This is a genomic window from Lentzea sp. NPDC037011, assembly GCF_055607425.1.
The window spans coordinates 14,736-40,936 of the sequence record NZ_JBVJRT010000026.1; the positions used below are offsets into that span (position 1 = coordinate 14,736).

Sequence of the window (26,201 nt, forward strand, 5' to 3'; positions counted from 1 at the left end):
GAAAGCTCCCCGCGTGCACCTCAGCAGGCGGGCGAAGGGGCGCGTGACGGGTCAGGACGGCCGGCCGGTGGCCTCTTCCAGCAGCTCCACCAGGTGGTGGTGCAGCCGGCGGTAGTCCACCGGGGTGATCGTCGACCACGGCGGCCTGCCCTCCGAGGCCCGGCGCATCTGCAGGTAGCGGCCCTGGGGCGTGTCGTAGAACGAGACCACCCGGTCCGGCCGCACCCGCTTGCCCCACTTGTCGCGGGCCGCCGCGCCGAACTGGCCGCGGTGCGTGGCGTCGCGGACCATGTCGGCCAGCGCGTGGGCGTCGTCGGCGCGCAGGCCGCGGGAGCGCAGCTCGGCCTCCAGGTCCTCGGGTGAGGCCGCCGAGGAGGCCGCCGCGTCCAGGTCCGCCGACGGCAGGGTGATGGAGTGGCCCTCCCCGGCCGGCGCGGACGGCAGGACGGTCAGGGCCTCGCGGGGCAGCCCGTCGGCCTCCGCGGGGCGCAGCAGGAGCTGGCCGCCGTCGAGGACGGCGAGCACACCGGCCTGGCCCTTGCCGGCCGCCAGCAGGCGGACGCTGCGCTCGTGCAGCCAGAGGCGGGCGTCGATCTCCCGCTGCGGGCGGTTGAGCACGTGCAGCAGGTCTTCCAGGGTCGGGTCCAGCGACCGCGGGCCACCCAGGCCGCGGGCGCCGAGCTGGCGCCAGACCTGGTCCTCGAGCACGCGGCGTTCCTCGCGGGTCTTGCCCGGTGAGGGCACCTTGAGCACCAGCGGCATCGTCTCCAGGCCGAGGTGCTCCCAGAGGACGTCGAACTCCAGCGCGGAGATGACCACCGGGTCGCGCGTGTCACTCGTCCCGAGGTCCAGGCCCAGCAGCGTCATCAGTCGGTCGTGCTCTCCCCGATCACCGGCAGCGCGTAGCTGCCGATCCCGTAGATGTCATCGCGTTCGCGCAGGTAGTCGGCGGCCTTGTGCTCAAGGTCCTCTTCGTCCTCGCCCTTGCGCGGGCCCATGCCGCCGAACGGGTCGTACGACTGCGGCAACGGCACGGAGCGCTGGTGCACGCGGTCGTTGTTCTGCCCGCCGACGGTGCCCAGCGGGCCCATCGACGAACCGTGGGCGCCACCCGCGTTGTTGACCGTCGCGGTGTGGCCGACCATCTGGCCGACGGCCGCCGACGACGACGCGGTCGCGCCCTCCTCCATCTCCTTCACCTCACCGGTGCCGGCCGAGGACGACGAGCGGTTGCCGGTGCGCTGACCGGGCACGGCGCCCGTGGTGCCGACGCCGGCCGCGCCGGTGCCCGCCGGACCGGACGTGCCCGCGGTGCCGGCCGGGCCGGCCGAGGACAGCGACGTCGAACCGGTGCCCCTGCCCGTGGTCGCCGCGGGCGACACGCCCGAGCTGCGGGTCGTGGTGCCCGGAGCGGTGCCGCTGCCGCCACGCGGGGGCGCGGTGGTCGAGCCGCGCGAGCCGGAGCCCGTGCGGGTGCGCGGACCGGTGCCCGTGCCGCCGTGCGGGCCGAAGACCCAGCCACCGGGCGTGTGCACGCCGGGGCCGCTGCTCGACGTGATGCCCGAGGCGCTGATCTGCAGCTGCGGCGGCTGGGTGAACTGGCCCAGCGTCGAGGTGTTCGCCGTCGTGGACGACGCGTAGGTGGCCATGACCTCACGGGCGCGGCGCTCCGCGGAGTCCGCTGCCGCCTCCTGCTGCTCGTGGTCGGTCTGGCCGCCGAAGAGGTGCACGATGCCGCTGACCAGCGCGTTCGGCTGCTCCGCCGTCACCTTCACAGGGGCGGGCATGTCGGCGCGGGCCTTGGCGATGTGGTCGGCCTGCAGCTCGGCCGAGTAGCGCATGACGTCGGCTCCGCCGCGGGCGCCGTCGGCCCAGGCGGCGAGCGGGTTCATGCCGGCGGCGGCCTGCTCGGCCGCCCTGCCCTGCCACCGGGCGCCGGACTTCGCGATGCCGCGGTGCAGGTCGTCGTTGATCTCGCTCAGCGCACTGGACACACCGGCCCAGCGCTCGACCGAGGTGTGCGAGGCAGCAGCGCCGGGACCGGCGTGGATGCGCGCGTAGAGTTCCTCGTGGCTGTAGCCCTGCCAGCGGTGCTCCACCATCTCAGCAACCACTCTTCCCCATCAGGCCCGTGTTGTCGCCCTCGACCACGCGGTACTGGCGTTCGATCTGGTTCAGGTTGTCCATCGCCGTCTTCAGCTGCCGCTGGTAGTTCTGCAGCGCCTCAAGGGCGGAGTCGCCGTCGGTGACCGACCGCTCGTTGAACTTCTCCGCTGCCTCGGCGCTGACCGGGTCGCCGGCCCACGGGCGGACCCGGAACTCGGTGACGGCGAGCTCGATCTGCTTGTCGAGCTTCGTCAACGCGGCTGAGAAGGTGCTGCGCAACGCGGGGATCGCGTCCGGCTCCACGTTCAGCTCGTGCTGGACGGGCGGCGAGGAGTCAGCCCCGCTGCGTCCCCCTGGCGGCATGGTGGAACCTCCGGCGGTTGTGCTTGCAAGCGCTCAGCCACTCTAACCACCGAAGGTAACGCTGTGGAGTGCAACGGGTGACTTCCCCCCGTGTGGGTCAGCGCTTCTGGGTCAAACTGGCCATCGCGGCCTCCGCCACCCGCTGGGCCCCGAGACACAAATGATCTTGTTGCGCGCCACTGGAATTGCCACCGTCGCGGAACATGACGTCGAGGAACTGGCCCTCGGCGACGTCGACCTCGACGTTGCAGACGTCGTCGATCCCGGGTGTGCGGACAGTAATCGCCGCGAACCCCTCGATCGCCCCGATGACGTACTCGACCTGGGCGTTCTCCGAGATCCACACGTCGGCGCCGGAGACTAGGACGAGCGCGAGGCGGGCGACGTTGCCGCTGGTCGTGCTGCGGATCGAGCACGCCTTCGCGCCGTTGAAGCTCGTCTCGACGTACGGGTTCGGCGGGCTGTCCAGGCTCAGCGCCGTGCGCTGGTCGGCGGTCAGCACCGCGCACGGGTCGACCTCGTCCAGCGGGACCGCCAGCGGCCGGGGCGGCAGGGACGGCCTGGTCGCCGAGGACGTGGGCGCGGGCGGCGGGGCACTGCTGTCGCCGGAGCTGCGTTCAGGCCCGGTCGTGCACCCGGTCAGCGCCAGCGCCAGCACCACCACCGCGGCGGTGAGGAGCGCTCGGATCCGCATGGCCGGTCACCGTAGCTGCTCCGGGAAGGGGTCCGTGGCCAGGCGAGACCAGAGCAACATGTCTTCTCGCTGCTCATCGACTATCGCCTCGTCGCGAAGTCGACCCTCCAGGGTGAACCCGCACTTCTCCGCGACGCGCTGCGACGCCTTGTTCGACGCCGCGTGCCGGTAGGCGACCCGGTGCACGCCCAGCCCGCCGAACGCGAACGCGAGCGTCGAGTTCAGCGCGATCGTCAGCACGCCACGGCCGCGGTGCTCCGGCTGCGTCCAGCAGGTGATCTCGCCGAGCCCGAACTTCAGGTCCAGGTCGCGGATCACCACACCGGCCAGCAGCTCGGCCGTCGTCGCGTCGCACACCGCCCACGAGACGCGCTGCTCGTAGGTCCAGCCGTTGGTCAGGTAGTCGACGAAGATCTCGGCCGCCGCCTCGTTGTGCAGCCCCATCCTCGGCATGTACCGGCGCGTCTCCTCGTCGGCGAACGCGGCCGTGATCGCCGGGACGTCGTTGATCCGGTCGTCCCGCCGGAACGCCCTCAGGTAGTACTCGCCGGCGTTGATCTCGACTGCTTCCACGCGGGTGAGGCTAGTGCTCCGCGGCGAACCCGTCGTGCCGCTCCGCCAGCTCGTCGAGCTCGTCGCGGTGCGCGGAGGCGGGGGAGCCGTCCGGTGCGGTGGTCAGCTCGACCACCCAGTCCACGTCCTCGGCGTCGTCCTCACCGGCCAGCATGTCCCGGTGCACCCGCGCGGGCGCCCAGCCCTCTCCCAGCAGCTCGGTGGCGAGCTCCTCGGCCTCGTCGCGGTCGGGCAGCACCAGCAGCACGGTCGGCGGGACCAGCCCGCGCGTGGCCAGCGCCACCCGCAGCGCCCGCACGTCCGGCACGTGCACGCCGTCCAACCCGGCCGCGGTCGCCGCGACGGCGTTCTCCTCGCTGTCGTCGCAGAACACCGCCGTGGTGCGGCCGAGCTCGTCGAGCACTCGCCGGTAGATCGCGGGGTCCGGCTTCGCGACGCCCAGGCGGGAGGAGTTGAAGACCGCGTCGAACTCCCCGTCGAGCCCGAGCAGGGCCAGGTCCGCCTCCAGCCGCGTGGTCGCGTTCGACAGCAGCGCCACGAAGCACTGCCGGCGTGCCAGCCGGGCCAGGTGCAGGGCCTCGGGAACGACCTCACCGCCCGCCGCCCACGCGTCGACCCGTTCGCGGGGGATCGTCCTGGCGATCTCGTCCTGCCACTGCGCGTCGGTGATCTCACCGGTGACGGCCCGGTGCAGCAGACCGGGCTCGAACGCGACGGCGGCGATGTCCGGCGGGGTCGGTGGATACGCGCGCAGCACCCCGTCGAGGTCGAGCAGCAGCAGCGGTTTCACCGCCGGCGCCCGTTCCACTGCCCCCACAGGATCGCGACGGCGGGGATGAGCAGGAAGATCAGCGGGTTCTTGACGAGCACGAAGAACGCGATCACCACGGCGACCCCGACCACCGGCACCACCGCGCCCTCCCAGCGGCGCGCGGGCACGGCTGAGGGCTGGTCGAACATCGGCGTCGGCACGGCGAACTGCGGCCGCGGGTCCGGCAGGTCGCGGAACTGCGCGAGCAGCTCACCGCGGGTCTTCGCGGTGGTGATCCGCGCGGACCGCTCGCCGTACTCGTCCACGTCGATGCGGCCCGCGCTCATGTGCTCACCGAGCACCTGCAACGCCTGGCTGCGCTCGGTGTCGCCGATGCGGATGTCCCGTGCCGGGTCGCTCACCCCTCAATGGTAGGCGAGCCCCCACCCTGCTTCCCCCGCAGATGCTTGAGCTGTCAGTCCTTCAGCTCGCAGATCACGGTGCCCTGGGTGATCGGGTCACCGGGCGCGGCCGCCAGCCCCGTCACGGTGCCCGCCTTGTGCGCCGTCACCGGGTTCTCCATCTTCATGGCCTCCAGCACCACGATCAGGTCCCCGGCCGCGACGGTCTGCCCGTCCTCCACGGCCACCTTCACGATGGTGCCCTGCATCGGCGCCGCCACCGCGTCACCGGACACCGCCGCCGACCCGCCGCCCGCGCGCTTGGCCTTCGCCGGCTTCTTCACGGCGGCACCACCGGCGGCCGGACGCGCGCCCACCGCGAGGTCACCCGGCAGCGACACCTCCAACCGCCGCCCGCCGACCTCGACCACCACGGTCTGCCGCGGCGCCTCCTCGGCGGCGGCGTCCGCGCCACCGGAGAACGGCGGGATCCGGTTGTCGAACTCCGTCTCGATCCACCGCGTGTGCACGGTGAAGCCCTCGGGCTTCTCGGCGGTGAACGCCGCGTCGCGCACGATCACGCGGTGGAACGGCAGCACGGTCGCCATGCCGTCGACGACCATCTCGTCCAGCGCGCGCCGGGCCCTCGCCAGGGCCTCCTCGCGGGTCTCGCCGGTCACGACCAGCTTGGCCAGCAGCGAGTCGAACTGCCCGCCGATCACGGAACCGCTCTCCACACCGGCGTCCACGCGCACGCCCGGCCCGGACGGCGCCACGAACGTGGTCACGGTGCCCGGCGCCGGCAGGAAGCCGCGGCCGGCGTCCTCACCGTTGATCCGGAACTCGATCGAGTGCGCGCGGGGCGCCGGGTCCTCGGTGTACCGCAGCTTCTCGCCCGCGGCGATGCGGAACTGCTCGCGCACCAGGTCGAGGCCCGTGGTCTCCTCCGACACCGGGTGTTCGACCTGCAGCCGGGTGTTGACCTCCAGGAACGAGATCGACCCGTCGAGGCCCACGAGGTACTCGACGGTGCCGGCGCCGTGGTAGCCGGCCTCCAGGCAGATCGCCTTGGCCGACGAGTGGATGGTGGCGCGCTGCTCGTCGGTCAGGAACGGCGCGGGCGCCTCCTCGACGAGCTTCTGGTGGCGGCGCTGCAGGGAGCAGTCGCGGGTGCCGACGACGATCACGTTGCCGTGCGTGTCCGCGAGCACCTGGGCCTCGACGTGGCGCGGCTTGTCCAGGTACCGCTCGACGAAGCACTCGCCGCGGCCGAACGCCGTGACGGCCTCGCGCACCGCGGAGTCGAACAGCTCGGGGATCTCCTCCAGCGTCCGCGCGACCTTCAGGCCGCGGCCACCGCCGCCGAACGCGGCCTTGATCGCGATCGGCAGGCCGTTCTCCTCGGCGAACGCGATGATCTCGTCGGGGCCGGACACCGGGTCCTTGGTGCCGGGCACCAGCGGCGCGCCGGCGCGCATCGCGATGTGCCGCGCGGTCACCTTGTCGCCGAGGTCGCGGATCGCCTGCGGGGTCGGGCCGACCCAGACCAGGCCCGCGTCCAGCACGGCCTGCGCGAACTCGGCGTTCTCGGACAGGAAGCCGTAACCGGGGTGCACGGAGTCGGCACCGGACTGCGCTGCGGCGGCCAGCACCTTCTCGATCGACAGGTAGCTCTCGCCGGGGGTGTTCCCGCCGAGCGCGAACGCCTCGTCGGCGAGCCGGACGAACGGCGCGTCCCGGTCGGGGTCGGCGTAGACGGCGACGCTCGTCAGCCCGGCGTCCTTGCAGGCGCGGATGACCCGGACGGCGATCTCACCGCGGTTGGCGATGAGGACCTTGCGCAGCGACACGGCGTCGTACCTCCTGCTGGGACCGGCAATTACGGCTCTGGCTGGTGCCGCAGTCTACGGAAACCGGTGAACGGGGAGAGGGAGAGACGGCTCACTTCACATCCATCGTGGGCCCATCCGCCACAATCTGCTCTGTGGGTGCAGCCAGGTCCTCGCGGGTGGTCGCCGTCGTCGCTGCCGCCGTGGTCGTCGCGGGGCTGGTGTTCGCCTACTCCCAGCGTCCCGACCACACCGGTTCGGGCCAGTCCGGCAGCGGCGGGGGAATGCGCTGCGGCACCACCGTCTGCCAGTCCGTCGTCGGCAGGTCGGTCGGCGGCGACATGGTGGAGCTGCTCGGCGGCACCGGCGGCGGGCGGATCAGGGTGACCGGGGAGACCGGCACGTTCATCTTCGAGATGACCACCGCCGAGGCGGGCGCGACGATCACCGCCGACTCGTTGCTGTGCCACGCGTCGGCGGTCAGCGTGTGCCTGGTGCGCGGCCCGCACAACGACGAGGTGCTCGGCGAGGTGCTGGTCCGCAAGAACGGCACGTGGTCGCGCATCCAGACGACGTACCTGGCGAGCGCGGCCTACCTGGGGCTGCACGACGTCGACGAGGACGGCGTCGCGGACATCGTCGCCGCGCAGCTCGCGTGCGGCGGTCAGTGCCGCGACGCGTTCGTGCAGGTGTTCAGCGCACTCGGTCCGGACATCGGCTGCACGCAGGCGGCGCCGGCGCGGGAGCAGCTGCCAGGCTGGCCCGCACCGGCGCCGAGGTTGTCCCAGCTCCGTCCCTGCACCGACGCCTAGGCGTCAGGCGTTGATCAGTTCCTTCTCGGCGGGAGCGCCGTCCTCGATCAGGCCCTCGCTGCGGGCGACCACGACCGGCACGGTGATCTGCCCGGCCACGTTCGTCGCGGTGCGCATCATGTCGAGGATCGGGTCGATCGCGTAGACCACGGCCACACCGGTCGCGATCACCTGCGGCGGCAGGCCGATGACGCCCAGCGTCAGGGTGAGCATCGTGTACCAGCCGGTGGTGCCGGCGGTCGCGAACGCGCCGAACACGGCCACCGCGACGATGCCGACGTACTGCCACACCGAGAGCTGGATGCCGAACAGGTTCGCGATGAAGATCGTCGCGACGGCCGGGTAGACCGCGGCGCAGCCGTCCATCTTGGTGGTGGTGCCCAGCGGCACGGCGAAGTTCGCGTACTCCTGCGAGACGCCGAGGTCCGTGGCTGCCTTGCGGGACAACGGGAGCGTGGCGCCCGACGAGCGGGACACGAACGCGAACTGGATGGCCGTCCACGACTTGCGGAAGAACTCGACCGGCGAGACCTTGCCGACGAACTTCAGCAGCACCGGGTAGACGACGAACAGCACGATCGCGGTGCCGAGGTAGACGGCGACGATCAACGAGAACAGCGGCCGCACGAACGAGTTGCCGTACGTGGCGACGGCGTTGCCGATGAGGCCGAAGATGCCGATCGGGGCCAGCAGGATGATCCAGCCGACGACCTTCTGCACGATGTCGAAGAACGAGCGGACCAGGTTCGTGAACGGCGCGGCCTTGTCGCCGAGCGCGTAGGCCGCGAAGCCGACGAGCACCGCGATGAACACGACCTGCAGCACGTCGCCCTCGGTGAAGGCGCTGAAGATGTTCGACGGGACCAGGTTGTCGAGCAGCGCGCTCCACGAGCCGGACGCGCGCTTGGCGAGCTTGTCGACGGCACCGGCGGCGGGTTCGATCTGTACGCCCTGGCCGGGCTTGAGGACCGCGCCGACGGCGAGGCCGATCAGCACGGCGACCAGCGACGTGATGCCGAACCACAGGAACGTCTTGCCGCCCAGGCGCGCGGCGGTGCGGCCGCCGCCGAGGTGCCGCAGCGACGCGATGCCGACGACGATCGCCGTGAACACGAGCGGGATGACGGTGAGCTGGAGCAGCTTGGTGAAGTTGCCGCCGATCCAGGCGAGCACGGGTGCGAGCCACGTGCCCTTCCCGAGCCAGCCGGCCAGCGCGCCGAGGACGAGCGCGGCGAGCACGGTCAGGCCGAAGACCTTGGGTTTGCGGTATGTCTGGACGATCGACACTGGAACATCTCCTGGGCAGGGATGAGCGAAAGGGGGCTGGGGGCGGTCAGCCCGTACAGCCCGTGCTCGTCCTGCGTCCGTGGTCGATGGTCCGACGACGCGTCAAATACTCGTTCACCGCGTACCCCCAACGCGTCCGCTGGGGGCAATCTTCCCTGTTGGGAGGAAGTGTGACCAGGGCTACCAGAGTGTGGACACCGGAACACCCAACCGGCCCAGCAGCCGCCGGGTGAGCGGCAGGCTGATGCCGATCACCGAGGTGTGGTCGCCGTCGATGCCGTCGATGAACCAGCCGCCCAGCCCGTCGATCGTGAAGCCGCCCGCGACGTGCAGCGGCTCACCGGTCGCGAGGTAGGCCTCCAGCTCCTCGGCGGCCGGCGTGCCGAACCGCACGGTCGTCGACTCGGCCGCGGACGCCCGGCCGACCACCTCCCCGCCGGACACCCGCAGCACGGTGTGCCCGGTGATCAGCACACCGCTCTTGCCGGCCACCCGCCGCCACCGCTCCCGCGCGACCTCGACCGTGCCCGGCTTGCCGACCAGTTCGCCCTCGAACAGCAGCATCGAGTCGCAGCCGATCACCACGCACTCGTCGTCGTGCTCGACCGCCTCCGCCTTGGCCGCGGACAGCGCGACCACCGTCTCCTCGGGCGTCGGGTCGGTGAGCGAGGAGACCAGCGCGTCCTCGTCGACACCGGACACGCGGACGACGGGCTCGATGCCCGCCGCCCGCAGCACGCTAAGACGAGCGGGGGACTGGGAGGCCAGGATCAGGTGCACGCCCGGAGTCTGGCACGGGCGGTGCGCTCCCCGGGGGTGTGGTCGCCGGGGTCACGGGCCGGAAGGCCACCGCGGCGACCAGCCCGACCAGGAGCACCGCGATCAGCATCCAGAACGTCGCCCGCACCGCCGTGGTGAAGTCGCCGGTCGCGGCCAGCACCACCTGCAGCACCGCGCCCATCGCGGCGCTGCCCAGCACGTTCCCGAACTGCCGCGAGGTGTTGTAGATGCCCGAACCCGCACCGAGCAGCGACCGGTCGACCGTGCGGATGGAGATGTTCGTGAGCGGCGAGTACACCAGCCCCATGCCGACGCCCAGCGCGACGAGCGAGGGGACCAGCACCCACTGGTTGCCGTCGTGCAGGAGGAACGTCATCGTGCCGATGCTCACCGCCAGCAGCACGAACCCGCTGATCGGCAGCACCTTGGCGTTCGCCCGGTTCGACCAGCGCCCCGCGAAGATCGCCGTGGTGCCGGACATCAGCGACGCCGGCGCCGTGACCAGGCCCGCCATCAGCGGCGACAGCTTCGGCACGGTCTGCAGGAACAGCACCAGCGCCACGAAGAAGGCGGTGACCGTGAACCCGATGGCGATGTTCGCGACGTTGCCGAGCGAGAAGTTGCGGTTGCGGAAGATCCGCAGCGGCAGCAGCGGCTCCGGGTTGCGCGGGGCCGCCTGCCAGAGCACGAACGCCACCAGCACCACCACCCCGGCCACCACGACCTCGGGGATCGTGACCGGTCCCGCGACCCGCCCCCACCCGTAGTGCTCGCCGTTCTGGATGCCGAACACCACGAGCCCGAGCCCCGCGCAGCACAGCACCACGCCCAGCACGTCGAACCGGTGCGCCCGGCCGGGCCGCAGGTCCGGCACCCACAGCGCGAGCAGGACCAGTGCGACCACCCCGATCGGGATGTTCACGAAGAAGATCCACTGCCACCCCAGGTGCGTGACCAGCACACCGCCCAGCAGCGGTCCCGAGACCGTGGCCAGTCCCGCGACCGAGCCCCACGTGCCCAGCGCGGCACCCCGCCGGTCCGCCGGGAACAGGTGCGTGATGAACGCCATCGTCTGCGGCGTCATGGCCGCGGCCCCCAGCCCCTGCACCGCGCGGGCGGCGATGAGCGCCGTGGAGCTGCCCGCGAGCCCGCACGCCAGCGAGGCGAGCACGAACAGCAGCAGCCCGATCAGGTAGAGCCGCTTCGGCCCGTACCGGTCACCGAGCCGGCCGGTCATCAGCAGCGGCACGGCGAACGCCAGCAGGTAGGCGCTGTTCACCCAGATGATGTCGTTCAGCGAGGCACCGAGCCCGGCCTGCATCGAGGGCATCGCGACGTTGACGATCGTGGTGTCCAGCAACGTCATGAAGAAACCGACGCAAAGGGCGTACACGGCACGCCAGGCAGCCCGGTCTGCTGATTGCGTAGGACTACTGATGCGCGCTCTCCTCTTCCGTCGGCACCCTCGGTGGGGTGAAGCGCTGGGTGCTTGTCCTCACCGAACGCGGTCCCGATCGCGAAGGCAAGCGCAGACGGACCGCCGCACTCCTCGTCGCGCTCGGCGCCCTCCTCGGCGCCGGTGCCGTCGGAGGCGTGCTCGCCAGCGATCCCATCGGCTACGGCGTACCCGTCTGGCCGTTCGCCAACCCTGCCGACCGCGCGGAGAACGCGTTGCTGGCACAGGTCGAACCCGCGCTGCGGTCCCGGCAGCCACTGCCCACACAGGACGCACAGGTGCTGCGCACGACCGAGTCGTACGGCAGCGTGTTCTGGACGTTGAAGCTGAGGGTGGACGGTGAGGAACGGTGCCGGGAGGTGGCCGTGGGCCTCGACTTCACGAGCCGCCGCGTTCCCTGCTAGCCAGAAGGCGTCTGCAAGTACCACCGACTGGCAGTCGGTGGTACTTGCAGACGCCGGATCAGCCGGGGAGACCCGAGGCGCGCCACGCCCCCGGCCCGTGCTGCAACGGCCTGCGCACCCGCCGGGCGGGGTTGGCCCACTCCGACCGCGGCGCCGGCGCGTCCTCGACCGGCCCACCCGCGGCCAGCCCGGCCACGACGACCGTCAGCGCCGCCAGCTCGTAGTCGTCCGGCGCGCCCTTGACGACCCGCAGCAACGGCCGTTCGGGAGCGGCCTGCTCGTCCGCGGCGCTCACAGCGGGATGTTCCCGTGCTTCTTGGGCGGCAACGTCTCCCGCTTGTCCCGCAGCATCGACAACGCCCGCGCCACGTACCCGCGCGTGTAGGACGGCGGGATCACCGAGTCGACGTACCCGCGCTCGGCGGCCACGTACGGGTTGCACAGCGCGTCCTCGTACTCCTGCTGCAACCGGCCGCGCAACGCGTCGACGTCCTCACCACCGGCTGCCGCAGCGGCCAGCTTCTTGCGGTGCACGATGTTCGCCGCGCCGGACGCACCCATGACGGCGATCTGCGCGGTGGGCCACGCGAGGTTGATGTCGGCGCCGAGGTGCTTGGAGCCCATGACGTCGTACGCGCCGCCGTAAGCCTTGCGGGTGATGACGGTGACGAGCGGGACGGTGGCCTCGGCGTAGGCGTAGATCAGCTTGGCGCCGCGGCGGATGATGCCGTTCCACTCCTGGTCGGTGCCGGGCAGGAAGCCGGGCACGTCCACGAACGTCAGCACCGGGATGTTGAACGCGTCGCAGGTGCGCACGAACCGCGCGGCCTTCTCGGAGGCGTCGATGTCGAGGCAGCCGGCGAACTGGGTGGGCTGGTTCGCGACGACGCCGACGGAGTGGCCGTCCACGCGGCCGAAGCCGACCAGGATGTTCGGCGCGAACAGCGGCTGGACCTCCAGGAAGTCGCCGTCGTCGAGCACGCGGTTGATGACCTCGTGCATGTCGTACGGCTGGTTCGCGGAGTCCGGGATGAGCGTGTCCAGCGCGCGGTCGTCGTCGGTGATCGAGTCGGAGATCGAGCCGGCGGCCAGGGTGGGCTCGAACGCGGGCGCGTCGGACAGGTTGTTCGACGGCAGGTACGAGAGGAGCTCCTTCACGTACGCGATCGCGTCCTCCTCGTCGCTGCCGAGGTAGTGCGCGTTGCCGGACCTGGTGTTGTGCGTGCGGCCGCCGCCCAGCTCCTCGAACGTCACGTCCTCGCCGGTGACCGTCTTGATGACGTCCGGACCGGTGATGAACATGTGCGAGGTCTGGTCGACCATCACCACGAAGTCGGTCAGCGCGGGGGAGTAGACGTGCCCGCCCGCGTTCGAGCCCATGATCAGCGAGATCTGCGGGATCACGCCGGACGCGCGGACGTTGCGGGTGAAGATCTCGCCGTACAGGCCGAGCGAGACGACGCCCTCCTGGATGCGCGCGCCGCCGCCCTCGTTGATGCCGATGATCGGGCGGCCGGTCTTGATCGCCAGGTCCATGACCTTGACGATCTTCTCGCCGTAGACCTCGCCGAGCGAGCCGCCGAACACCGTGACGTCCTGGGAGAACACGCACACCGGACGGCCGTCGACGGTGCCGTAACCGGTCACCACGCCGTCGCCGTACGGGCGGTTGGTCTCCTGCCCGAAGTTCGTGGAGCGGTGCCGCGCCAGCTCGTCCAGCTCGACGAACGAGCCGGGGTCGAGCAGGAGGTCGATGCGCTCGCGGGCGGTCTTCTTGCCCTTCGCGTGCTGCTTCTCGACCGCGCGCGCCGAGCCGGCGTGGACCGCCTCGTCGTTGCGCCGGTAGAGGTCAACGAGCTTGCCCGCGGTGGTGTGGACGTCGGGAGCGCCTGAAGCGTCGCCGGGGACGCTTCCGATCGGCTCGGTCGCACTGCTCATGGGCTCGCAGCCTAACGAGACCATTGCTGAACTGCCCCGTGCAGTTGTCCAGGTCACGGCAACCTGTTGGTCGTGTTCGATCGCACGTACCCTCTTCCGTTCCAATAGCCTGGCGCGATGGACACCGCACTCGACGCCGAAGCGCTGCGCGCGCGGCTGGTCGCACCCCACGGTCCGTACGCCGCGCTCGACGTCGTGCAGACCACCGCCTCCACGAACGCGGACCTCACCGCCGCCGCCGTCGCGGGCGCGCGGGACCGCTCCGTGCTGATCGCGCTGGAGCAGAGCGCGGGGCAGGGCCGGCGCGGGCGCAGCTGGTCGTCGCCGGAGGGCGGGCTGTACGTCAGCGTGCTGTTCCGGCCGGCGGACGTGCCGGCGCAGCGGCTGCCGTGGCTGAACCTCATCGCCGGACTGGCGCTCGTGCGGGTGGCCCACTCGACCGGGGTCGAGGCGGCGCTGAAGTGGCCCAACGACCTGCTGCTCGGCGCCAAGGGCGAGAAGGGCGCCGGAATCCTGTCCGAGATCACCGCGGGCGTGGAGCCGGCCGTCGTGGTCGGCATCGGCCTGAACGTCGCGGCCCTGCCGGACGACGTGCAGCCCGCGCCGGGTGGGCTCGCCCCGACGTCGCTGGCCGACGTGGGCGCGAGCGAGCTCGACCGCGGCGAGCTGGCCTTCCGGTTGCTCGTCGAGCTGGCGGGGCTGGAAGGCGTGTGGCGCAAGAACGGTGGCGACGCCGTGGAGTCCGGTGTGCTGGAGGAGTACCAGGAGCACTGCGCGACCGTCGGGCAACGCGTGCGCGTCGAGCTCGCCGGTGGCGTGCAGCTGGAAGGCACGGCCCAGCGGATCGAGCCCGACGGCACCCTCGTCGTGCGCGGCACCGACGGCGTCGACCACGGCGTGTCCGCTGGTGACGTGGTGCATTTGCGCCCTGCGTAGCTAGGGTTGTCCCATGGCCTACCCCGACGACCTGCTGAGCTCCGGCGAGCACGTCGTGATCCACCGGCGCCCGCACTGGAAGGTGCTGGTCCTCCCGGTGTTCTGGCTGCTGGTGGTGGTCGTGCTCGGCACTTACCTGGCCGGGCTCGTCGGTGACCTGTCGTGGGCGGGCATCGCCTGGACCGTGCTGGCGGTCGTCGCGCTGCTGCTGGTCGTCGGGCTGACGCTCGTGCCGCTGGCCCGCTGGCGGACGACCCACCTCGTGATCACCTCGGACCGGGTGATCTACCGCGAGGGCGTGGTCAAGCGCACCGGCCTGGACATCCCGCTGTCGCGGGTGAACAGCGTCCGGTTCGAGCAGAGCCTCGTCGACCGCGTGCTCGGCTGCGGCACCCTGGTCGTCGAGTCGGCGTCGGACGCGCCGATCCCGATCGACGACGTACCGTCCGTGGAGAAGGTGCACACCTTGCTGTACCGCGAGATGAACGACAACCCCGAAGACGACTTCGAGCAGAGGACCATCAATGGGCGCGCGTGAGGTCGGCCTGCCCGACGTGGTCGGCTCCGGTTCGCTGCCGTCGTCGGTGACGATCTGGGAGGTCGGCGCGCGGGACGGCCTGCAGAACGAGTCCGCGGTCGTGCCGGTCGAGGTGAAGATCGAGTTCCTCGACCGCCTGGCGACCGCCGGTCTGTCCGTCCTGGAAGCCACGTCCTTCGTGCACCCGAAGTGGGTGCCGCAGCTGGCCGACGCCGCCGAGCTGCTGGCCGGCCTCGACCGCAGGGCCGGGGTCACCTACCCGGTGCTGGTGCCGAACGAGCGCGGCCTCGACCGCGCACTGGAGGCCGGCGTCACGCACATCGCGATCTTCGCGTCGGCCACCGAGACGTTCGCCTCGCGCAACCTGAACCGGACGCTGGACTCGCAGTTCGAGATGTTCGAGCCGACGGTGACCCGTGCGCTGGCGGCGGGCCTGTCGGTGCGCGGGTACGTGTCGATGTGCTTCGGCGACCCGTGGGAGGGCGCGGTGCCCCGCTCCCAGGTCGTGGCCGTCGGCGAACGGCTGCTGGACCTGGGCTGCTCGCAGCTCTCGCTCGGCGACACGATCGGTGTCGCCACGCCGGGCCAGGTCGAGGCGCTGCTGGGCGAGTTCCGCGACGTCTCCCGGCTCGCCGTGCACTTCCACGACACCTACGGCCAGGCGCTGTCGAACACGCTGGCCGCGTTGCGGTGCGGCGTCACGACCGTGGACTCGTCGGCCGGTGGGCTCGGCGGGTGCCCGTACGCGGAGTCGGCGACCGGGAACCTCGCGACGGAGGACCTGGTGTGGATGCTGGACGGGCTGGGCGTGAAGACCGGCGTGGACCTCGACAAGCTGGTCGAGACGTCGGTGTGGATGGCGGAACGGCTCGGGCGGCCGAGCCCGTCGCGGGTCGTGCGGGCGCTGGCGGGGTAGCGGGTCCGGTCAGCCGCGGGTGCCGAACATCCCCGTCGACTCGAACCGGTAGACCAGCTCGCCGCCGCGCAGGGCCGACCCGCGCATCTCCACGAGCCCGAGTCCCGGCCGGCTCTTCGACAGCCGCGCGCCGAGGACCTCGACCTCGAACGCGAGCCGGTCGCCCGCGAACACCGGCGCGAGCCAGCGCAGCTCCCGCACCCCCGGCGAGCCCTGCCCGGTGGAGTTCGAGAGGACCTTGTCGACGTAGACGCGCATCCAGAGGGACGCTGTGTACCAGCCGGAAGCGGACAACCCACCGAAAATCGAGTCGCGGCCAGCCTCTTCGTCCAGGTGGAACGGCTGCGGGTCGAACTTCCGGGCGAAGTCGACCATCTCGTCCCGGTCGACGACCACCTCGCCGAGCGGGATGATTCGGCCTGCCGGCAGATCCTCGAAGGCGAACACGTCGTTGATCGTACGTAACTGAAGTCGCCGGGAACCGATCTAATGGCAACGGCGTCCAAGCAGCCCGAGCCCAGGGCTATGCGTGTGAGGGGGACTCGGTGGACGACCACCGTGCGCAGGTCGAGGAGCTGATGGCCGACTACCGGCGCAGCCGCGAGCAGCTGGCGTCCGTTCAGCGCGAGCTGGCGACCGTGGCCGGGCGGGCGAGCAGTCCGGACGGGACGGTCACGGCGACGGTGGGCGGCCGCGGCGAGCTCACGGCGCTGGAACTGTCCGAGGTGGCCTACCGGCGGCACCGGCCGGAGCAGCTCGCCGAGCTGGTCGTGCGCACCGTGGCCGCCGCTGCCGCGCAGGCCGCCGAGGGCACCTACCAGGCGTTGAGCGCCGTGCTGCCCGCCGCCACGGACCCCGCGGCGCTGGTCGCGGGCACCGCGGACCTCAAGCCGGACGAGTACGGGCTCGACGACAACCGGGCGGTCCTGGGTCAGCAGCCCGCGCACCGGCGCGTGGACGACGACGAGGACAACGAGCAGCGCGAGAGCTGGCTCGACTCCGAGCTCATCAACAGGAGGGCGCGATGACCGGGTACGACGCCGATCTGGGCCGGCTCGACGCCGGTGCCGGCGAGCTGCGCGGGTTCGCCGCGCAGGCCGGTGAGGTCACGGGTGCGCTCGAGAAGACGCTGTCGGCGCTCGGTGCCTGCTGGGGCGACGACGCGGCCGGGCGCAGCTTCGCCGACTCGCACGTGGGTCCCGCGAACTCCACGGCCGCGGCGCTGACCTCGGTCGCGACCACGTTCGGCGGCGTCGGCGACAAGTTCGCCAAGACCGCGGAGACGTACCGGCACGTCGAGGAGAGCAACGCGACCGCGATGAGAAGGTTGGACGGCTGACATGGGCATCGAGCTTCCCGCCGAACTCGCCGAGGTCGCCGCCAAGGCAGGCGTCTCGTGGCCCAAGGCGGACGAGGACAAGCTGCGCGCCAGTGCCACGGCCTGGCGCGAGGCCGGCGACAAGATCACCCGGCTGGGTGCCTCCGCCGACGGCGCCGCCGGCCGCGCGTTCGAGAGCCTGCACGGCGCGACCGGTGACGCCGCACGCGGTACGTGGACCAAGGTCGTGGCACCCGACGGCGACCTCCAGCGCGCCGCGAAGGGCTGCCACGCCGCCGCCGCACGCCTCGACCACGCCGCCAAGCAGGTCGGTGCCGCCAAGGTCGAGATCGTCCGCGAGCTCGTGACGCTCGCGAAGAACAACGACGCCGCCAAGGCCGCCGCCGGTACCGGCAACCAGACCGCGCTGCTCGGCCTCGAGACGCTGATCCGCGGCGCCGCGGCCAACGTCGCGAACCTGACCAACACCCTGACCTCCGCCATCCGCCTGGACAGCGGGGTCGACATGGGCCAGGCCGGCCAGCCGGTCAACACCGCGCCCGGCTCCCACGGCCCCGGCCTGAACCTCGGTGGCGCTCCCGGCGGTCTGCTCGGCGGCGTCCTCGCGCCCGTCGGCGAGGTCGTCACCGGTGTCACCGCCCCGGTCGCCGAGGTCGTGTCCGGCGTGACCGCACCCGTGGCCCCCGTGGTCGGCGCGGTGACGGCACCGGTCGCACCCGTGCTCGGCGCGGTCACCGCCCCGGTCGCCCCGGTGGTCGGCGCCGTGACCGACGTCGCCGCACCCGTCCTCGACGCCGCGGCCCCGGTCACCGCACCGGCCGCCGCCGTCGTGGCGCCCGTCCTCGACGCGGTCCCCGGTGGCCGCGAGGCCGCCGCACCGGTCCTCGACGCGGTCGACGGCCCCGGTGACGGGCACGGCCGCGGTGAGGGTCGCGGTGAGGGCCACGGTCCCGCCCAGGGTGGGGGCCAGGGTCCTGCCGACGGTCCCGGCCGCGGTGGCGAAGGCCCCGGCCGCGGCCAGGGCCCGCAGGTCCTGCCGCAGGTGCTCGGCCCGGTCGCCGACGTCGTCGCCCCGGTCGCGCAGCACGCCGCCGACGCCATCCCGAGCGTCCACGGCAGCCTCGGCCCCGTCGCCGAGGGCACCACGCAGGCCGCGGGTGCCGCGGTCCTCGACCGCCCGTTCACGCCCGATCTGCACAACCAGCCCGCGGCCCCGCAGACCGGTGCCCCGAGCGCTCCGAACGCACCCGCCGGCCCGGGGATGAGCGGCCCGTCCGGCCCGTCCGGCCCGTCCGGCCCGATCGGCGGACCCGCCGGTGGTGTCGGTGGCGCGGTGGGTGGTGCTGCCGGTGCCGTCGGCGCGGCTCCGGCCGCGGCGGCCCACGCGGGTGCCGCGGTCGCCGGTCAGCAGGGCCAGGCCGGTGCGACCGGCCAGGGCCAGCAGGGTCAGGGCCAGCAGGGTGCCAAGGTCGGCGCTCAGCCCGGTGCCCAGGCCGCAGCCCAGGGCACGGCTCAGCCGGGTGCCCAGTCCGGCCCCGGCGCGCAGTCCGGTCCGGGTGCGCAGTCCGCGGCGGGCAAGGCGGGTGCGCCCGGCGCGGCAGGTGCCGCGGGTGCGGCGGGCCAGGCCTTCGGCAACCAGCCGGGCCAGCTCGGCACCCAGACCGGCCAGAGCGGTCCCGGCCAGACCTCCCAGTCCGGCCAATCCAGCCAGTCCGGCAGCCAGCCCGGTCAGGGCCAGCCCGGTGCCAAGGACGGCCTCTCCAAGGACCCGGCGAAGGACGCCCTGCTCAAGGACGGCTTGCCCGACCCGGCCGACGACGCGCCCGGCGGTGCCGCGACCGGTGGCTCCACCGCACCGAACCCCGGCGACACCCTCGTCTCGGCCCCGGTGGCCCCCGGCGTGGACCTCGGCCAGCAGTCGAGCCCGATCGCCGACCGCCTGGAGAACCGCGACCAGTCGCAGGCACTGGCCGGTGCGCCCGGCATCGCCTACGACATCGCCCGCCACGCCTACACGGCGGCCGCGGTCGGCAGCTGGTTCATGGCGGTCTTCCTCAGCGCGGGCCAGCCCCCGCGACTGGCCCCGAAGCCCGCACGACAGCTGCCCGCGCCGAAGCAGGAGGAGACCGAGCCGGTCGCCCGGTTCGCCCCGCAGGACCACCCGCGGGCGGACCTGGTCGACCCGTCCACCCCGCGGCCGTTCGCGCCGACCGGTGGGCTCGGCGCGGACCACCCGGTCGTGCAGGCCCTGCTGGAGGGCTACGACCCGTTGGCGGGCATGCACGAACGCGACTGGGAAGCCCTGTTCCTCACCGAGGACGGCGAGCCGAGGTGGCCCGCCGAACGCGAGGGCGGCTACGAGGCCAGCCAGCCGGAGGTGCTCCAGGCGGGCGCGGAGCTCGACCGGTTCGGCACGCCGGAGGGCCGGGTCCTGAGCACCGCGGGCACGCCGTACGCGGAGCGGTCCCTGCCGCCGCACAGCGCCGGACAGGGCTACCGCCGCTACCGGGTCGTCCGCGACCTGCCCGTCCACCGCACGATCAGCGCACCCTGGTTCGGCCAGCCCGGCGGCGGCGCGCGGTACCGCACCACCCACCCGGTCGCCGACCTCGTCGCGCTCGGCTACCTCACGGAGATCACCGCATGAACGTCGAGACGCTGCCCGAGTGGCTGACCAGGATCGGTGTGCCGGACGACGTCGTCAGCATCGGCGAGGAGGCGGACCAGCGCTGGTGCGTCCTCACCGAGGACGGCTACGAGGTGTTCTGGCAGGAGCAGGGCAACCGGTACGACTGGGCCAGGTTCGACGACGAGAGCGTGGCGTGCCACTACCTCTTCGGCCGCCTCGCCTGGGCCCAGGTCGCACGCGGAACCCTCACGGCGCCAACAGCGTGAGAGCGGCCTCGTGCAGGTGGCCGTTCGACGTCAGCACGTTGCCGGCGTCGTAGCGCTCCTCACCCTCCAGTGAGGTGAAGCGGCCACCCGCCTCGGTCACCAGCACCTGGAACGGCGCGATGTCCCACGGGTTCGCGACCGCTTCCGGGGCCAGGTCGATCGCGCCCTCGGCGACCAGGCAGTGCTGGTAGAAGTCGCCGAACGCGCGGCTCTCCCAGGTGGCGTCGACCAGCCGCAGGTACGACTCGCGGGTGCGGTACCGCACCCACGTCTTGAGGTCGGTCGTCGAGACGTAGGCGTCCTCCAGCTCCCGCACCCCGGACACGGAGATCGCCCGCTCACCGGCGGCGTCGGAGGCGAACGCGCCCCCGCCCGCGGCGGCCCACCAGCGGCGGCCCAGCGCGGGGGACGACACGACGCCCACGACCGGCACGCCGTCGACGACCAGGGCGATCAGCGTCGCCCAGATCGGCACGCCGCGCAGGAAGTTCTTGGTGCCGTCGATCGGGTCGAGCACCCAGACCCGTGCGGCGTCCAGCGTGCCGCCGCGTTCCTCGCCCATGACGACGTCGTCGGGGCGTTCGGCGGTGAGCAGCGCGCGGACGGCGTCCTCGACGGCGATGTCGGCGTCGGTCACGGGGGTGCGGTCCGGTTTGCGCTCCACGGCGAGGTCGTGGGAGCGGAACCGGGTGGCGGTGATCGCGTCGGCGGCGTCGGCGAGGCGCAGGGCGAGTTCGAGATCAGCATCGTGGCGTGACACGCGGCGATCGTTCCACGAATAGTCTGATTGCCGTGAGCGTGGTGTTGCTGGCCGAGGACGACCCGGCCATCGCGGAACCGCTCTCCCGCGCGTTGACGCGGGAGGGCTATTCGGTGCAGGTCGTCGGGGACGGGCCGAGCGCCTTCGACGCCGCGATCACCGGGGGCATCGACCTCCTGGTGCTCGACCTGGGACTGCCCGGCATGGACGGGTTGGAGGTGTGCCGCAGACTCCGGCAGAACGGCAGGGGCATCCCGGTGCTGATGCTCACGGCCCGTGCCGACGAGGTCGACTTCGTGGTCGGCCTGGACGCGGGCGCGGACGACTACGTGGCCAAGCCGTTCCGCTTGGCGGAGCTGATGGCCCGCATCCGCGCCCTGCTGCGCCGCCGCGCGCCCGGCACGCTGGAGGTCAACGGCGTGCGGGTCGACCTGGCCGCGCGCAGGGTGACCGTCGACGGCGGGGAGGTCCAGCTGGCGAACAAGGAGTTCGAGCTGCTCAAGGTGCTGATCCAGCGCGCTGGTCAGGTCGTGAGCCGCGACGAGATCCTCTCCGAGGTCTGGAACGACCCGGACCTCAAGGGCAGCAAGACGCTCGACATGCACATGTCGTGGCTGCGGCGGAAGCTCGGCGACGGCACCCCGAACTCCGCGGAGAAGCGCATCGCGACCGTGCGCGGCCGCGGTTTCCGCTTCAACGCCGACTGATGCGCCGCCGGATCCTGCGGGCGATCCTGCTCGCCGTCGCCGTCACCGGGTTCGTGCTCGGCCTCCCGCTGGGTTACTCGGCGCTGACGCTCGTCGAGGACAGCGCCCGCGGTGACCTCACCGAACGCGCCCAGAGCATCGCGACCAAGCTCGACGACCAGATCGCCGGCCGGCAGGTCCTGGACGTCGAGGCCGTGAAGTTCGCCGTTCCCACCGGTGGCCGCCTCACCGTGGTGTCCGGGGGCGCGACGACCGTGACGGGTCCGTCGCCCGGTGCCGACCCGCTGACCGTCGAGCTGACGATCGCCCAGCAGGGCACCGTGCGGCTGGAGATCCCCTCCGGTCCCATGCACACCACGCAGTACCAGGTGGCGGGCCTGGTGCTGCTGCTGCTCGCGCTCTCCGTCGGCACCGGCACGGTCGTCGCGCTGGTGACGGCGCAGACGTTGTCGCGGCCCCTCATCTACGTCGCGACCCGTGCGTCCCGCCTCGGTGCCGGCGACTTCCGCGAGGACGGCCAGCGCTTCGGCATCCCCGAGCTCGACGCCGTCTCCGAGGCCCTCGACACCTCCGCCACCGCCCTCGCCCGCCTCGTCCAACGCGAACGTGAGCTCGTCGGTGACGTCTCCCACCAGCTCCGCAGCCGCCTGACGGCACTGCAGCTGCGCCTGGAGGCCCTTGCCGAGCACCCGGAACCCGACACGGCCGCCGAGGCCCGTGCCGCCCTCGAACAGGCCGAACGCCTGGCCGCCGTCCTCGACGAGCTCCTCGCCGCCGCCCGCGCCGCCCGTGCCGTGGATGCGGAACCGCTGGAGATGCGCCCCGCCCTGACCGCCATCGCCGAGGAATGGCGTGAACAGGTCAAGAGCCAGGGCCGTGCGTTGCGCGTCCGTGTGCCCGATGGCCTGCTCGCGCGCGCCACGCCCGCTCGTCTGCGCGAGGCCATCGGTGTACTGCTCGACAACGCCCTGCGCCACGGCGAGGGTTCCGTCGTCGTCTCCGCGCGAGGGGAGGAGGGCACGGTCGTGGTCGAGGTGTCCGACGGCGGCGCCGGTGTGCCGGATGAGCTGGCCGCGCACATCTTCGAGCGTGGCGTGTCCGGCGGTGGCTCCACGGGCGTGGGCCTGGCGCTGGCCCGCGCGCTCGTCGACGCGGACGGCGGGCGGCTGGAGCTGTCGACGGCACGGCCCGCGACGTTCGCGGTGTTCCTGCCGGTCCCGAAGGCCAAGGACGTGGTCGGCATCCCCTGGAAGGCGCCGAGCACGCCCCGGTAGCTCAGGAGTGGCCGAGCGCCTGCTCGTCGTCGAGGGGGCGCTGGTTGCGGGCGTTCTCCTCGGGGAACACCCACTTCTTGTACCCGTACCAGCGGAACGCCATCGCGACCAGCGTGCCGACGATCTGCGCGCTGAGGAAGTCCGCCAGCTCCTCCGTCACCCGCGTGACGTGCGGCTCCTGGAGGTCGAACAGGTAGCGCGACACCCACAGCGGCGCCGAGTTCAGCACGATGCCGATCCCGTTGACCAGGAAGAACAACGCGGCCTCGTGGTGCCGTTCACGGCCGCCTCGGGTGCGGAAGGACCACTCGCGGTTCAGGACGTACGACACGATCGTGGCGACCAGGGTCGCGATGATCTTCGCCGTCACCGGGTGCGATGGGAGCACCAGGGTCTTGATGCCGAAGAACAGCACCGTGTCGATGATGAAGCAGGTGCCCCCGACCAGGGCGAACTTGACCAGTTCACGATGCTTCAGCGCGATCGACCGGATCGGTTCCGGAAACCGGGAGACCACTGTTTCGGATAGTGACACGAGACGAGTCTACGGAGATCGGGTGAACTCGCCGGTCAGGCCGGGCACCGGCGTCCGGGAACACCCACCGGCGCATGGCCCAGAACTTGAACCCGGTCGCGAGCAGCATGCCGATGATCGAGCCGGACACGAAGTCGGCGATCTCCTCGGTCAGTGCCGGCACGGCCGGCGCCTGCAGGCCGAACAGGTGCCGCGACAGCCACAGCGGCAGGATGTTGATCGCCACGCCCAGGCCGCTGACCAGGAAGAACAGCGCCGCCTCGTGGTGGCGCTCGCGGCCGCCGCGGGTGTGGAACGACCACTCGCGCGACAGCACGTACGAGGCGATGATCGCCACCAGCACGCCGATGACCTTGGCCGTGACGACCTTGTCGGTCAGGATCGTCAGCTTCAGCGCGTACCAGACGCCGTTGTCGATGAGGAACGTCGTGCCGCCGACGACGGCGAACCGGATCAGCTCACGGTGCTTGTTGATGAGGAACCGGAGAGGTTCGGGGAACCAGCTCAGGACCTTGCGAGCGATCGGCAGCACCGCGCCAGCTTACGGATCAAGGTAACGGCCATCGCCCCGGGGTGTTACTTTCCGCAACGTCCGGATTGATCTGGAATGTCCGGAAATCAGTGTTCAGGCGTCCGGCACGGCCACGGCAGGAGGTCCGGGATCAGCGGCAGCCGCCACACCGGCGGCGGTTGGCACGGCTCCGACGTGGGTGGTGGCGTCGTGGGCGGAGTGGTCGTGGGCGGCACCGGCACCGTGGTCGACGGCGGTGTGGACGGCAGCGGCAGGGTCGGCACCGGGACCGGAGGCACTGCCGGGGTGGTCGGTTCGACCGGCGTGGACGGCTCGGTCGTCCGGCCCGGCTTCGTGGGCTCGGTCGGCTTCGCCGGCTCGGTCGTCGGCACGGGGGCCGGGGCCGGTGGCTCCACCGGGTCGACCGGCCAGTGGTCCGGCCGGCCCTTCACCGGCACGGTCACCGACTTCGTCGCGTTGCCCAGGGTGGCGGTCACGGTGATCGACCCGCCCCGGTGCGGCAGCCCGAACGCCCACGCGGACATCCGGAACTTCGCGCCCTGTTCGAGGTCCGCGACGCAGCGGAGGACGTTCTTGTCCGTGCGCGTGCAGTCGCGGTACGGCGTGAACACCACGACGTCGGACGACGCGGACAGCTCCAGCTTCAGCGTGCCCGGCCGCGGTCCGCGGTTGCGCACCTGGACGTCGACCCGCGGGTCCCAGAACACCTGGTGCCACGTCGAGGCGGTGAGCTCGATGTCGTCGTTGACCGGCGGCACCTCGACGCCGACGCTGACGTTCACGCTGATCGCCGTGCCCGCGCTGACGGCGCCGGTGATGACGCCGGTCACCGCCTCGGGCGTGGCGCGCAGCCGGAAGAGGAACGTCGCCTGCCCACCGGGGGCGATGCCCTGCGGGGTCGTGCAGGTGATCACGCCGCTGCCGGCCGGGCAGTTCACGGTCTGGTCGGCGGCGCCGTCCGGTTGCAGCAGGCGCGCGGCGAACGACGAGGGCCCGCCGGTCGACAGCACGCCCGGCGGCAGCGTGAGCACCATGCTCGCGGGCGGTGCCGCGGTGCCGCCGGTGTTGCGGACGGTGATCGGCAGGTCCTTGGCCTCCTCGCCGGGCGTGAGCGTGAACCCGGTCGGGACGGTCGGGGTCAGCACGGCGGGCGGCGGCGGAGCCGGCTCCTCGGCCGGTGGCGCCTGCGGCGGCGGGGCGGGGACCGGCGCTTCGGGTGCCGGTTCCGGAGTCGGGACCGGCGCCGGCGGAGACGGCGGAGGTGGCGGGACGGGCGTCGGCACCTGGACCGCGGGCGGGGGCGGCGGCTGGACGACCGTCTGCGCGGGCGGCGCTTCGGCCTGCACCCGTGCGGGAGCCTGCTCGCCGCCACCGGAGGCGAGCGCGATCGCGACGGCGGCCACCACCGCGACGGCGGAACCACCGATGGTGAGCAGCTGGCGGGGCAGCGCGGCACCGGCCGCGCCCGCGCCACCCGCGGCGGCACCGGCGCCGACGGCGACCTTGGTCGCGCCCGCGACCGTGAGGTAGGTGGCGGCACCCGCGCCCAGCACCAGCGGGGCGACGAACCCGCGCAGCGCGCCGTTGACGTCGGCGAGCTCCGCGGCCAGCGAACGGCACCGGTAGCACTCGTCGAGGTGCGCCTCGACCTGCGTCGCCTCGCGCCTGGACAGACCGGCGCGGGTCCACGCGCCGAGCCGGTCGACGGTCGCCTTGCAGCGCTCGGCGTCGGTCTCGGCCAGGTGCATCTGCAGGTACTGCTGCTTGAGGCCCTCGCGGGCGCGGTAGGCGAGCGCGGACACGCCGTTGGCCGTCAACCCGAGCAGCGGGCCGACCTCGGCGGGTGACTGGCCCTCGATCTCGGTGTGCCAGAGCACTGTCTGCCAACGCTCGGGCAACGCGGCGAACGCGCGCGCTGCGAGCGACCGTTCCAGACCGGCGACCGCGGTGTCGCTGAACGCCACGGGCGGCGCGACGTCGGTCATGTCCTCGGTGAGGTCGACCTTCTTGTCGCGGCGGGTCTTGTCGTAGGCGGTGTGCCGCAGCGCGGTCAGCAGGTACGCGCGGAACGCCGAGTCGGGGCCGCGGCCGGCGCGCAGCGTGTCGAGCACCTTCGCGAAGGCCTCCGACACCAGGTCGTCCGCCTCGGCCTGCGAGCGGGCCAACTGGCGGGCGAGGTTGTAGGCCGCCGAGACGTGCCGTTCGTACAACTGGCCGTAGGCGTCGATGGTCCCTCCGCGCACGGACTCGATGAGTTCCGCGTCGCTCGGGCCCTGGACGTCTGCAGGAACGGTCGCCAAGATTCTTTCCCCTCCTCGCGCGCCCAGTGTGACCTACGGCCCGCGGAAGAGTCATCTCAATCCCCCGCGAGGGTT

General features: G+C 72.3%; 29 protein-coding genes. 11 read left to right on the forward strand and 18 right to left on the reverse strand.

The annotated features are described in order from the left end of the window. Window positions 1-51: 51 nt before the first annotated feature. The 8 genes from ACZ7CH_RS40260 to ACZ7CH_RS40295 all read right to left on the reverse strand — a co-directional run bounded on the left by ACZ7CH_RS40260 (window position 52) and on the right by ACZ7CH_RS40295 (window position 6,738). Window positions 52-867 (reverse strand): ESX secretion-associated protein EspG, encoded by an 816-nt coding sequence (locus ACZ7CH_RS40260; RefSeq protein ID WP_470376371.1) that lies wholly within the window; start codon window positions 865-867, stop codon window positions 52-54. Next, the gene (locus ACZ7CH_RS40265) at window positions 867-2,102 is read right to left on the reverse strand and encodes a PPE domain-containing protein (RefSeq protein WP_470370109.1); all 1,236 of its coding nucleotides are present in this window, start codon (window positions 2,100-2,102) and stop codon (window positions 867-869) included. Before ACZ7CH_RS40265 ends, ACZ7CH_RS40260 begins: the two co-directional genes overlap by 1 nt. A 1-nt stretch (window position 2,103) precedes the next feature. Continuing rightward, a complete protein-coding gene (locus tag ACZ7CH_RS40270; RefSeq protein ID WP_360401690.1) occupies window positions 2,104-2,469 on the reverse strand; it encodes a transcriptional regulator in 366 nt (121 codons plus the stop codon). Between the two features lie 97 nt (window positions 2,470-2,566). Then, window positions 2,567-3,163 carry a DUF3558 domain-containing protein gene (locus ACZ7CH_RS40275; RefSeq protein WP_470376372.1) on the reverse strand — a complete coding sequence of 199 codons (597 nt, stop codon included), beginning with the start codon at window positions 3,161-3,163 and terminating at the stop codon, window positions 2,567-2,569. A 6-nt stretch (window positions 3,164-3,169) separates the two neighbouring features. Beyond that, entirely contained in the window at window positions 3,170-3,736 is a 567-nt protein-coding gene (locus tag ACZ7CH_RS40280) for a GNAT family N-acetyltransferase (RefSeq protein ID WP_360401696.1), read from the reverse strand. 10 nt (window positions 3,737-3,746) lie between these two features. Beyond that, entirely contained in the window at window positions 3,747-4,544 is a 798-nt protein-coding gene (locus ACZ7CH_RS40285) for an HAD-IA family hydrolase (protein WP_470376373.1), read from the reverse strand. Next, window positions 4,523-4,909 carry a DUF1707 SHOCT-like domain-containing protein gene (locus ACZ7CH_RS40290; protein ID WP_360401702.1) on the reverse strand — a complete coding sequence of 129 codons (387 nt, stop codon included), beginning with the start codon at window positions 4,907-4,909 and terminating at the stop codon, window positions 4,523-4,525. Before ACZ7CH_RS40290 ends, ACZ7CH_RS40285 begins: the two co-directional genes overlap by 22 nt. 53 nt (window positions 4,910-4,962) lie before the next feature. Further along, window positions 4,963-6,738, reverse strand: a complete 1,776-nt coding sequence (locus tag ACZ7CH_RS40295; protein WP_360401705.1) for an acetyl/propionyl/methylcrotonyl-CoA carboxylase subunit alpha — start codon at window positions 6,736-6,738, stop codon at window positions 4,963-4,965. 134 nt (window positions 6,739-6,872) lie between these two features. Between ACZ7CH_RS40295 and ACZ7CH_RS40300 the strand changes: the two genes are divergently transcribed. Continuing rightward, window positions 6,873-7,529 carry a hypothetical protein gene (locus ACZ7CH_RS40300; RefSeq protein ID WP_360401708.1) on the forward strand — a complete coding sequence of 219 codons (657 nt, stop codon included), beginning with the start codon at window positions 6,873-6,875 and terminating at the stop codon, window positions 7,527-7,529. 3 nt (window positions 7,530-7,532) lie between these two features. On the opposite strand, the gene ACZ7CH_RS40305 is transcribed toward ACZ7CH_RS40300, so the two are convergent. The 3 genes from ACZ7CH_RS40305 to ACZ7CH_RS40315 form a co-directional block, all read right to left on the reverse strand. Continuing rightward, a complete protein-coding gene (locus ACZ7CH_RS40305) occupies window positions 7,533-8,816 on the reverse strand; it encodes a dicarboxylate/amino acid:cation symporter (protein ID WP_360401711.1) in 1,284 nt (427 codons plus the stop codon). Window positions 8,817-8,996: 180 nt separating this feature from the next. Next, the gene (locus ACZ7CH_RS40310; RefSeq protein WP_470376374.1) at window positions 8,997-9,596 is read right to left on the reverse strand and encodes a Maf family protein; all 600 of its coding nucleotides are present in this window, start codon (window positions 9,594-9,596) and stop codon (window positions 8,997-8,999) included. Beyond that, entirely contained in the window at window positions 9,556-10,989 is a 1,434-nt protein-coding gene (locus tag ACZ7CH_RS40315) for an MFS transporter (protein ID WP_458430287.1), read from the reverse strand. Before ACZ7CH_RS40315 ends, ACZ7CH_RS40310 begins: the two co-directional genes overlap by 41 nt. Before the next feature lie 80 nt (window positions 10,990-11,069). Between ACZ7CH_RS40315 and ACZ7CH_RS40320 the strand changes: the two genes are divergently transcribed. Then, a complete protein-coding gene (locus tag ACZ7CH_RS40320) occupies window positions 11,070-11,456 on the forward strand; it encodes a hypothetical protein (RefSeq protein WP_360401720.1) in 387 nt (128 codons plus the stop codon). A 58-nt stretch (window positions 11,457-11,514) separates the two neighbouring features. On the opposite strand, the gene ACZ7CH_RS40325 is transcribed toward ACZ7CH_RS40320, so the two are convergent. Both ACZ7CH_RS40325 and ACZ7CH_RS40330 read right to left on the reverse strand, forming a co-directional pair. Then, window positions 11,515-11,751, reverse strand: a complete 237-nt coding sequence (locus ACZ7CH_RS40325) for an acyl-CoA carboxylase subunit epsilon (RefSeq protein ID WP_360394872.1) — start codon at window positions 11,749-11,751, stop codon at window positions 11,515-11,517. After that, window positions 11,748-13,394, reverse strand: a complete 1,647-nt coding sequence (locus tag ACZ7CH_RS40330; RefSeq protein WP_360394875.1) for an acyl-CoA carboxylase subunit beta — start codon at window positions 13,392-13,394, stop codon at window positions 11,748-11,750. The genes ACZ7CH_RS40325 and ACZ7CH_RS40330 overlap by 4 nt, the downstream gene beginning before the upstream one ends. A 117-nt stretch (window positions 13,395-13,511) precedes the next feature. On the opposite strand from ACZ7CH_RS40330, the gene ACZ7CH_RS40335 reads away from it, so the two are divergent. Genes ACZ7CH_RS40335 through ACZ7CH_RS40345 form a run of 3 tightly spaced genes read left to right on the forward strand, consistent with a single transcriptional unit; the run spans window position 13,512 to window position 15,784 of the window. After that, a complete protein-coding gene (locus ACZ7CH_RS40335; protein ID WP_360394877.1) occupies window positions 13,512-14,330 on the forward strand; it encodes a biotin--[acetyl-CoA-carboxylase] ligase in 819 nt (272 codons plus the stop codon). 13 nt (window positions 14,331-14,343) lie between these two features. Next, window positions 14,344-14,868: a PH domain-containing protein gene (locus ACZ7CH_RS40340; protein ID WP_360394880.1), complete on the forward strand. Its 525-nt coding sequence runs from the start codon at window positions 14,344-14,346 to the stop codon at window positions 14,866-14,868. Continuing rightward, complete coding sequence (locus ACZ7CH_RS40345; protein ID WP_360394883.1) at window positions 14,855-15,784, forward strand: hydroxymethylglutaryl-CoA lyase; 930 nt, start codon at window positions 14,855-14,857, stop codon at window positions 15,782-15,784. The genes ACZ7CH_RS40340 and ACZ7CH_RS40345 overlap by 14 nt, the downstream gene beginning before the upstream one ends. Window positions 15,785-15,793: 9 nt before the next feature. On the opposite strand, the gene ACZ7CH_RS40350 is transcribed toward ACZ7CH_RS40345, so the two are convergent. Then, on the reverse strand, window positions 15,794-16,231 hold the full coding sequence (locus ACZ7CH_RS40350) for a MaoC family dehydratase (RefSeq protein ID WP_360394885.1): 438 nt from the start codon (window positions 16,229-16,231) through the stop codon (window positions 15,794-15,796). A 98-nt stretch (window positions 16,232-16,329) separates the two neighbouring features. On the opposite strand from ACZ7CH_RS40350, the gene ACZ7CH_RS40355 reads away from it, so the two are divergent. From ACZ7CH_RS40355 to ACZ7CH_RS40370, 4 genes are read left to right on the forward strand one after another with little or no spacing between them, the layout of a single operon-like run. Then, window positions 16,330-16,812, forward strand: coding sequence for a YbaB/EbfC family nucleoid-associated protein (locus ACZ7CH_RS40355; RefSeq protein WP_470376375.1), 483 nt, complete (start codon window positions 16,330-16,332; stop codon window positions 16,810-16,812). After that, window positions 16,809-17,123: a WXG100 family type VII secretion target gene (locus ACZ7CH_RS40360; RefSeq protein WP_360394889.1), complete on the forward strand. Its 315-nt coding sequence runs from the start codon at window positions 16,809-16,811 to the stop codon at window positions 17,121-17,123. The genes ACZ7CH_RS40355 and ACZ7CH_RS40360 overlap by 4 nt, the downstream gene beginning before the upstream one ends. A 1-nt stretch (window position 17,124) precedes the next feature. Beyond that, a complete protein-coding gene (locus ACZ7CH_RS40365) occupies window positions 17,125-19,770 on the forward strand; it encodes a TNT domain-containing protein (RefSeq protein ID WP_470376376.1) in 2,646 nt (881 codons plus the stop codon). Continuing rightward, window positions 19,767-20,018: a hypothetical protein gene (locus tag ACZ7CH_RS40370; RefSeq protein WP_360394894.1), complete on the forward strand. Its 252-nt coding sequence runs from the start codon at window positions 19,767-19,769 to the stop codon at window positions 20,016-20,018. The genes ACZ7CH_RS40365 and ACZ7CH_RS40370 overlap by 4 nt, the downstream gene beginning before the upstream one ends. Here the strand turns inward: ACZ7CH_RS40370 and hisN are convergent. Beyond that, a complete protein-coding gene (gene hisN / locus ACZ7CH_RS40375; RefSeq protein ID WP_360394896.1) occupies window positions 19,999-20,778 on the reverse strand; it encodes a histidinol-phosphatase in 780 nt (259 codons plus the stop codon). The two genes, ACZ7CH_RS40370 and hisN, sit on opposite strands and share 20 nt — an antisense overlap. 32 nt (window positions 20,779-20,810) lie before the next feature. Here hisN and ACZ7CH_RS40380 point away from each other — a divergent pair, with 32 nt between their 5' ends. Together ACZ7CH_RS40380 and ACZ7CH_RS40385 are read left to right on the forward strand one after the other, a co-directional pair. After that, window positions 20,811-21,485: a response regulator transcription factor gene (locus ACZ7CH_RS40380; RefSeq protein ID WP_360394899.1), complete on the forward strand. Its 675-nt coding sequence runs from the start codon at window positions 20,811-20,813 to the stop codon at window positions 21,483-21,485. Further along, window positions 21,485-22,759 (forward strand): ATP-binding protein, encoded by a 1,275-nt coding sequence (locus ACZ7CH_RS40385; RefSeq protein WP_458430292.1) that lies wholly within the window; start codon window positions 21,485-21,487, stop codon window positions 22,757-22,759. Before ACZ7CH_RS40380 ends, ACZ7CH_RS40385 begins: the two co-directional genes overlap by 1 nt. A 1-nt stretch (window position 22,760) precedes the next feature. Here the strand turns inward: ACZ7CH_RS40385 and ACZ7CH_RS40390 are convergent, their stop codons facing one another. From ACZ7CH_RS40390 to ACZ7CH_RS40400, 3 genes are all read right to left on the reverse strand, one after another. Further along, a complete protein-coding gene (locus tag ACZ7CH_RS40390; protein ID WP_360394904.1) occupies window positions 22,761-23,294 on the reverse strand; it encodes a GtrA family protein in 534 nt (177 codons plus the stop codon). Further along, on the reverse strand, window positions 23,224-23,823 hold the full coding sequence (locus ACZ7CH_RS40395) for a GtrA family protein (RefSeq protein WP_360395657.1): 600 nt from the start codon (window positions 23,821-23,823) through the stop codon (window positions 23,224-23,226). Before ACZ7CH_RS40395 ends, ACZ7CH_RS40390 begins: the two co-directional genes overlap by 71 nt. Before the next feature lie 89 nt (window positions 23,824-23,912). Continuing rightward, on the reverse strand, window positions 23,913-26,126 hold the full coding sequence (locus ACZ7CH_RS40400; RefSeq protein ID WP_470376377.1) for a sigma-70 family RNA polymerase sigma factor: 2,214 nt from the start codon (window positions 26,124-26,126) through the stop codon (window positions 23,913-23,915). Window positions 26,127-26,201: the final 75 nt, after the last annotated feature.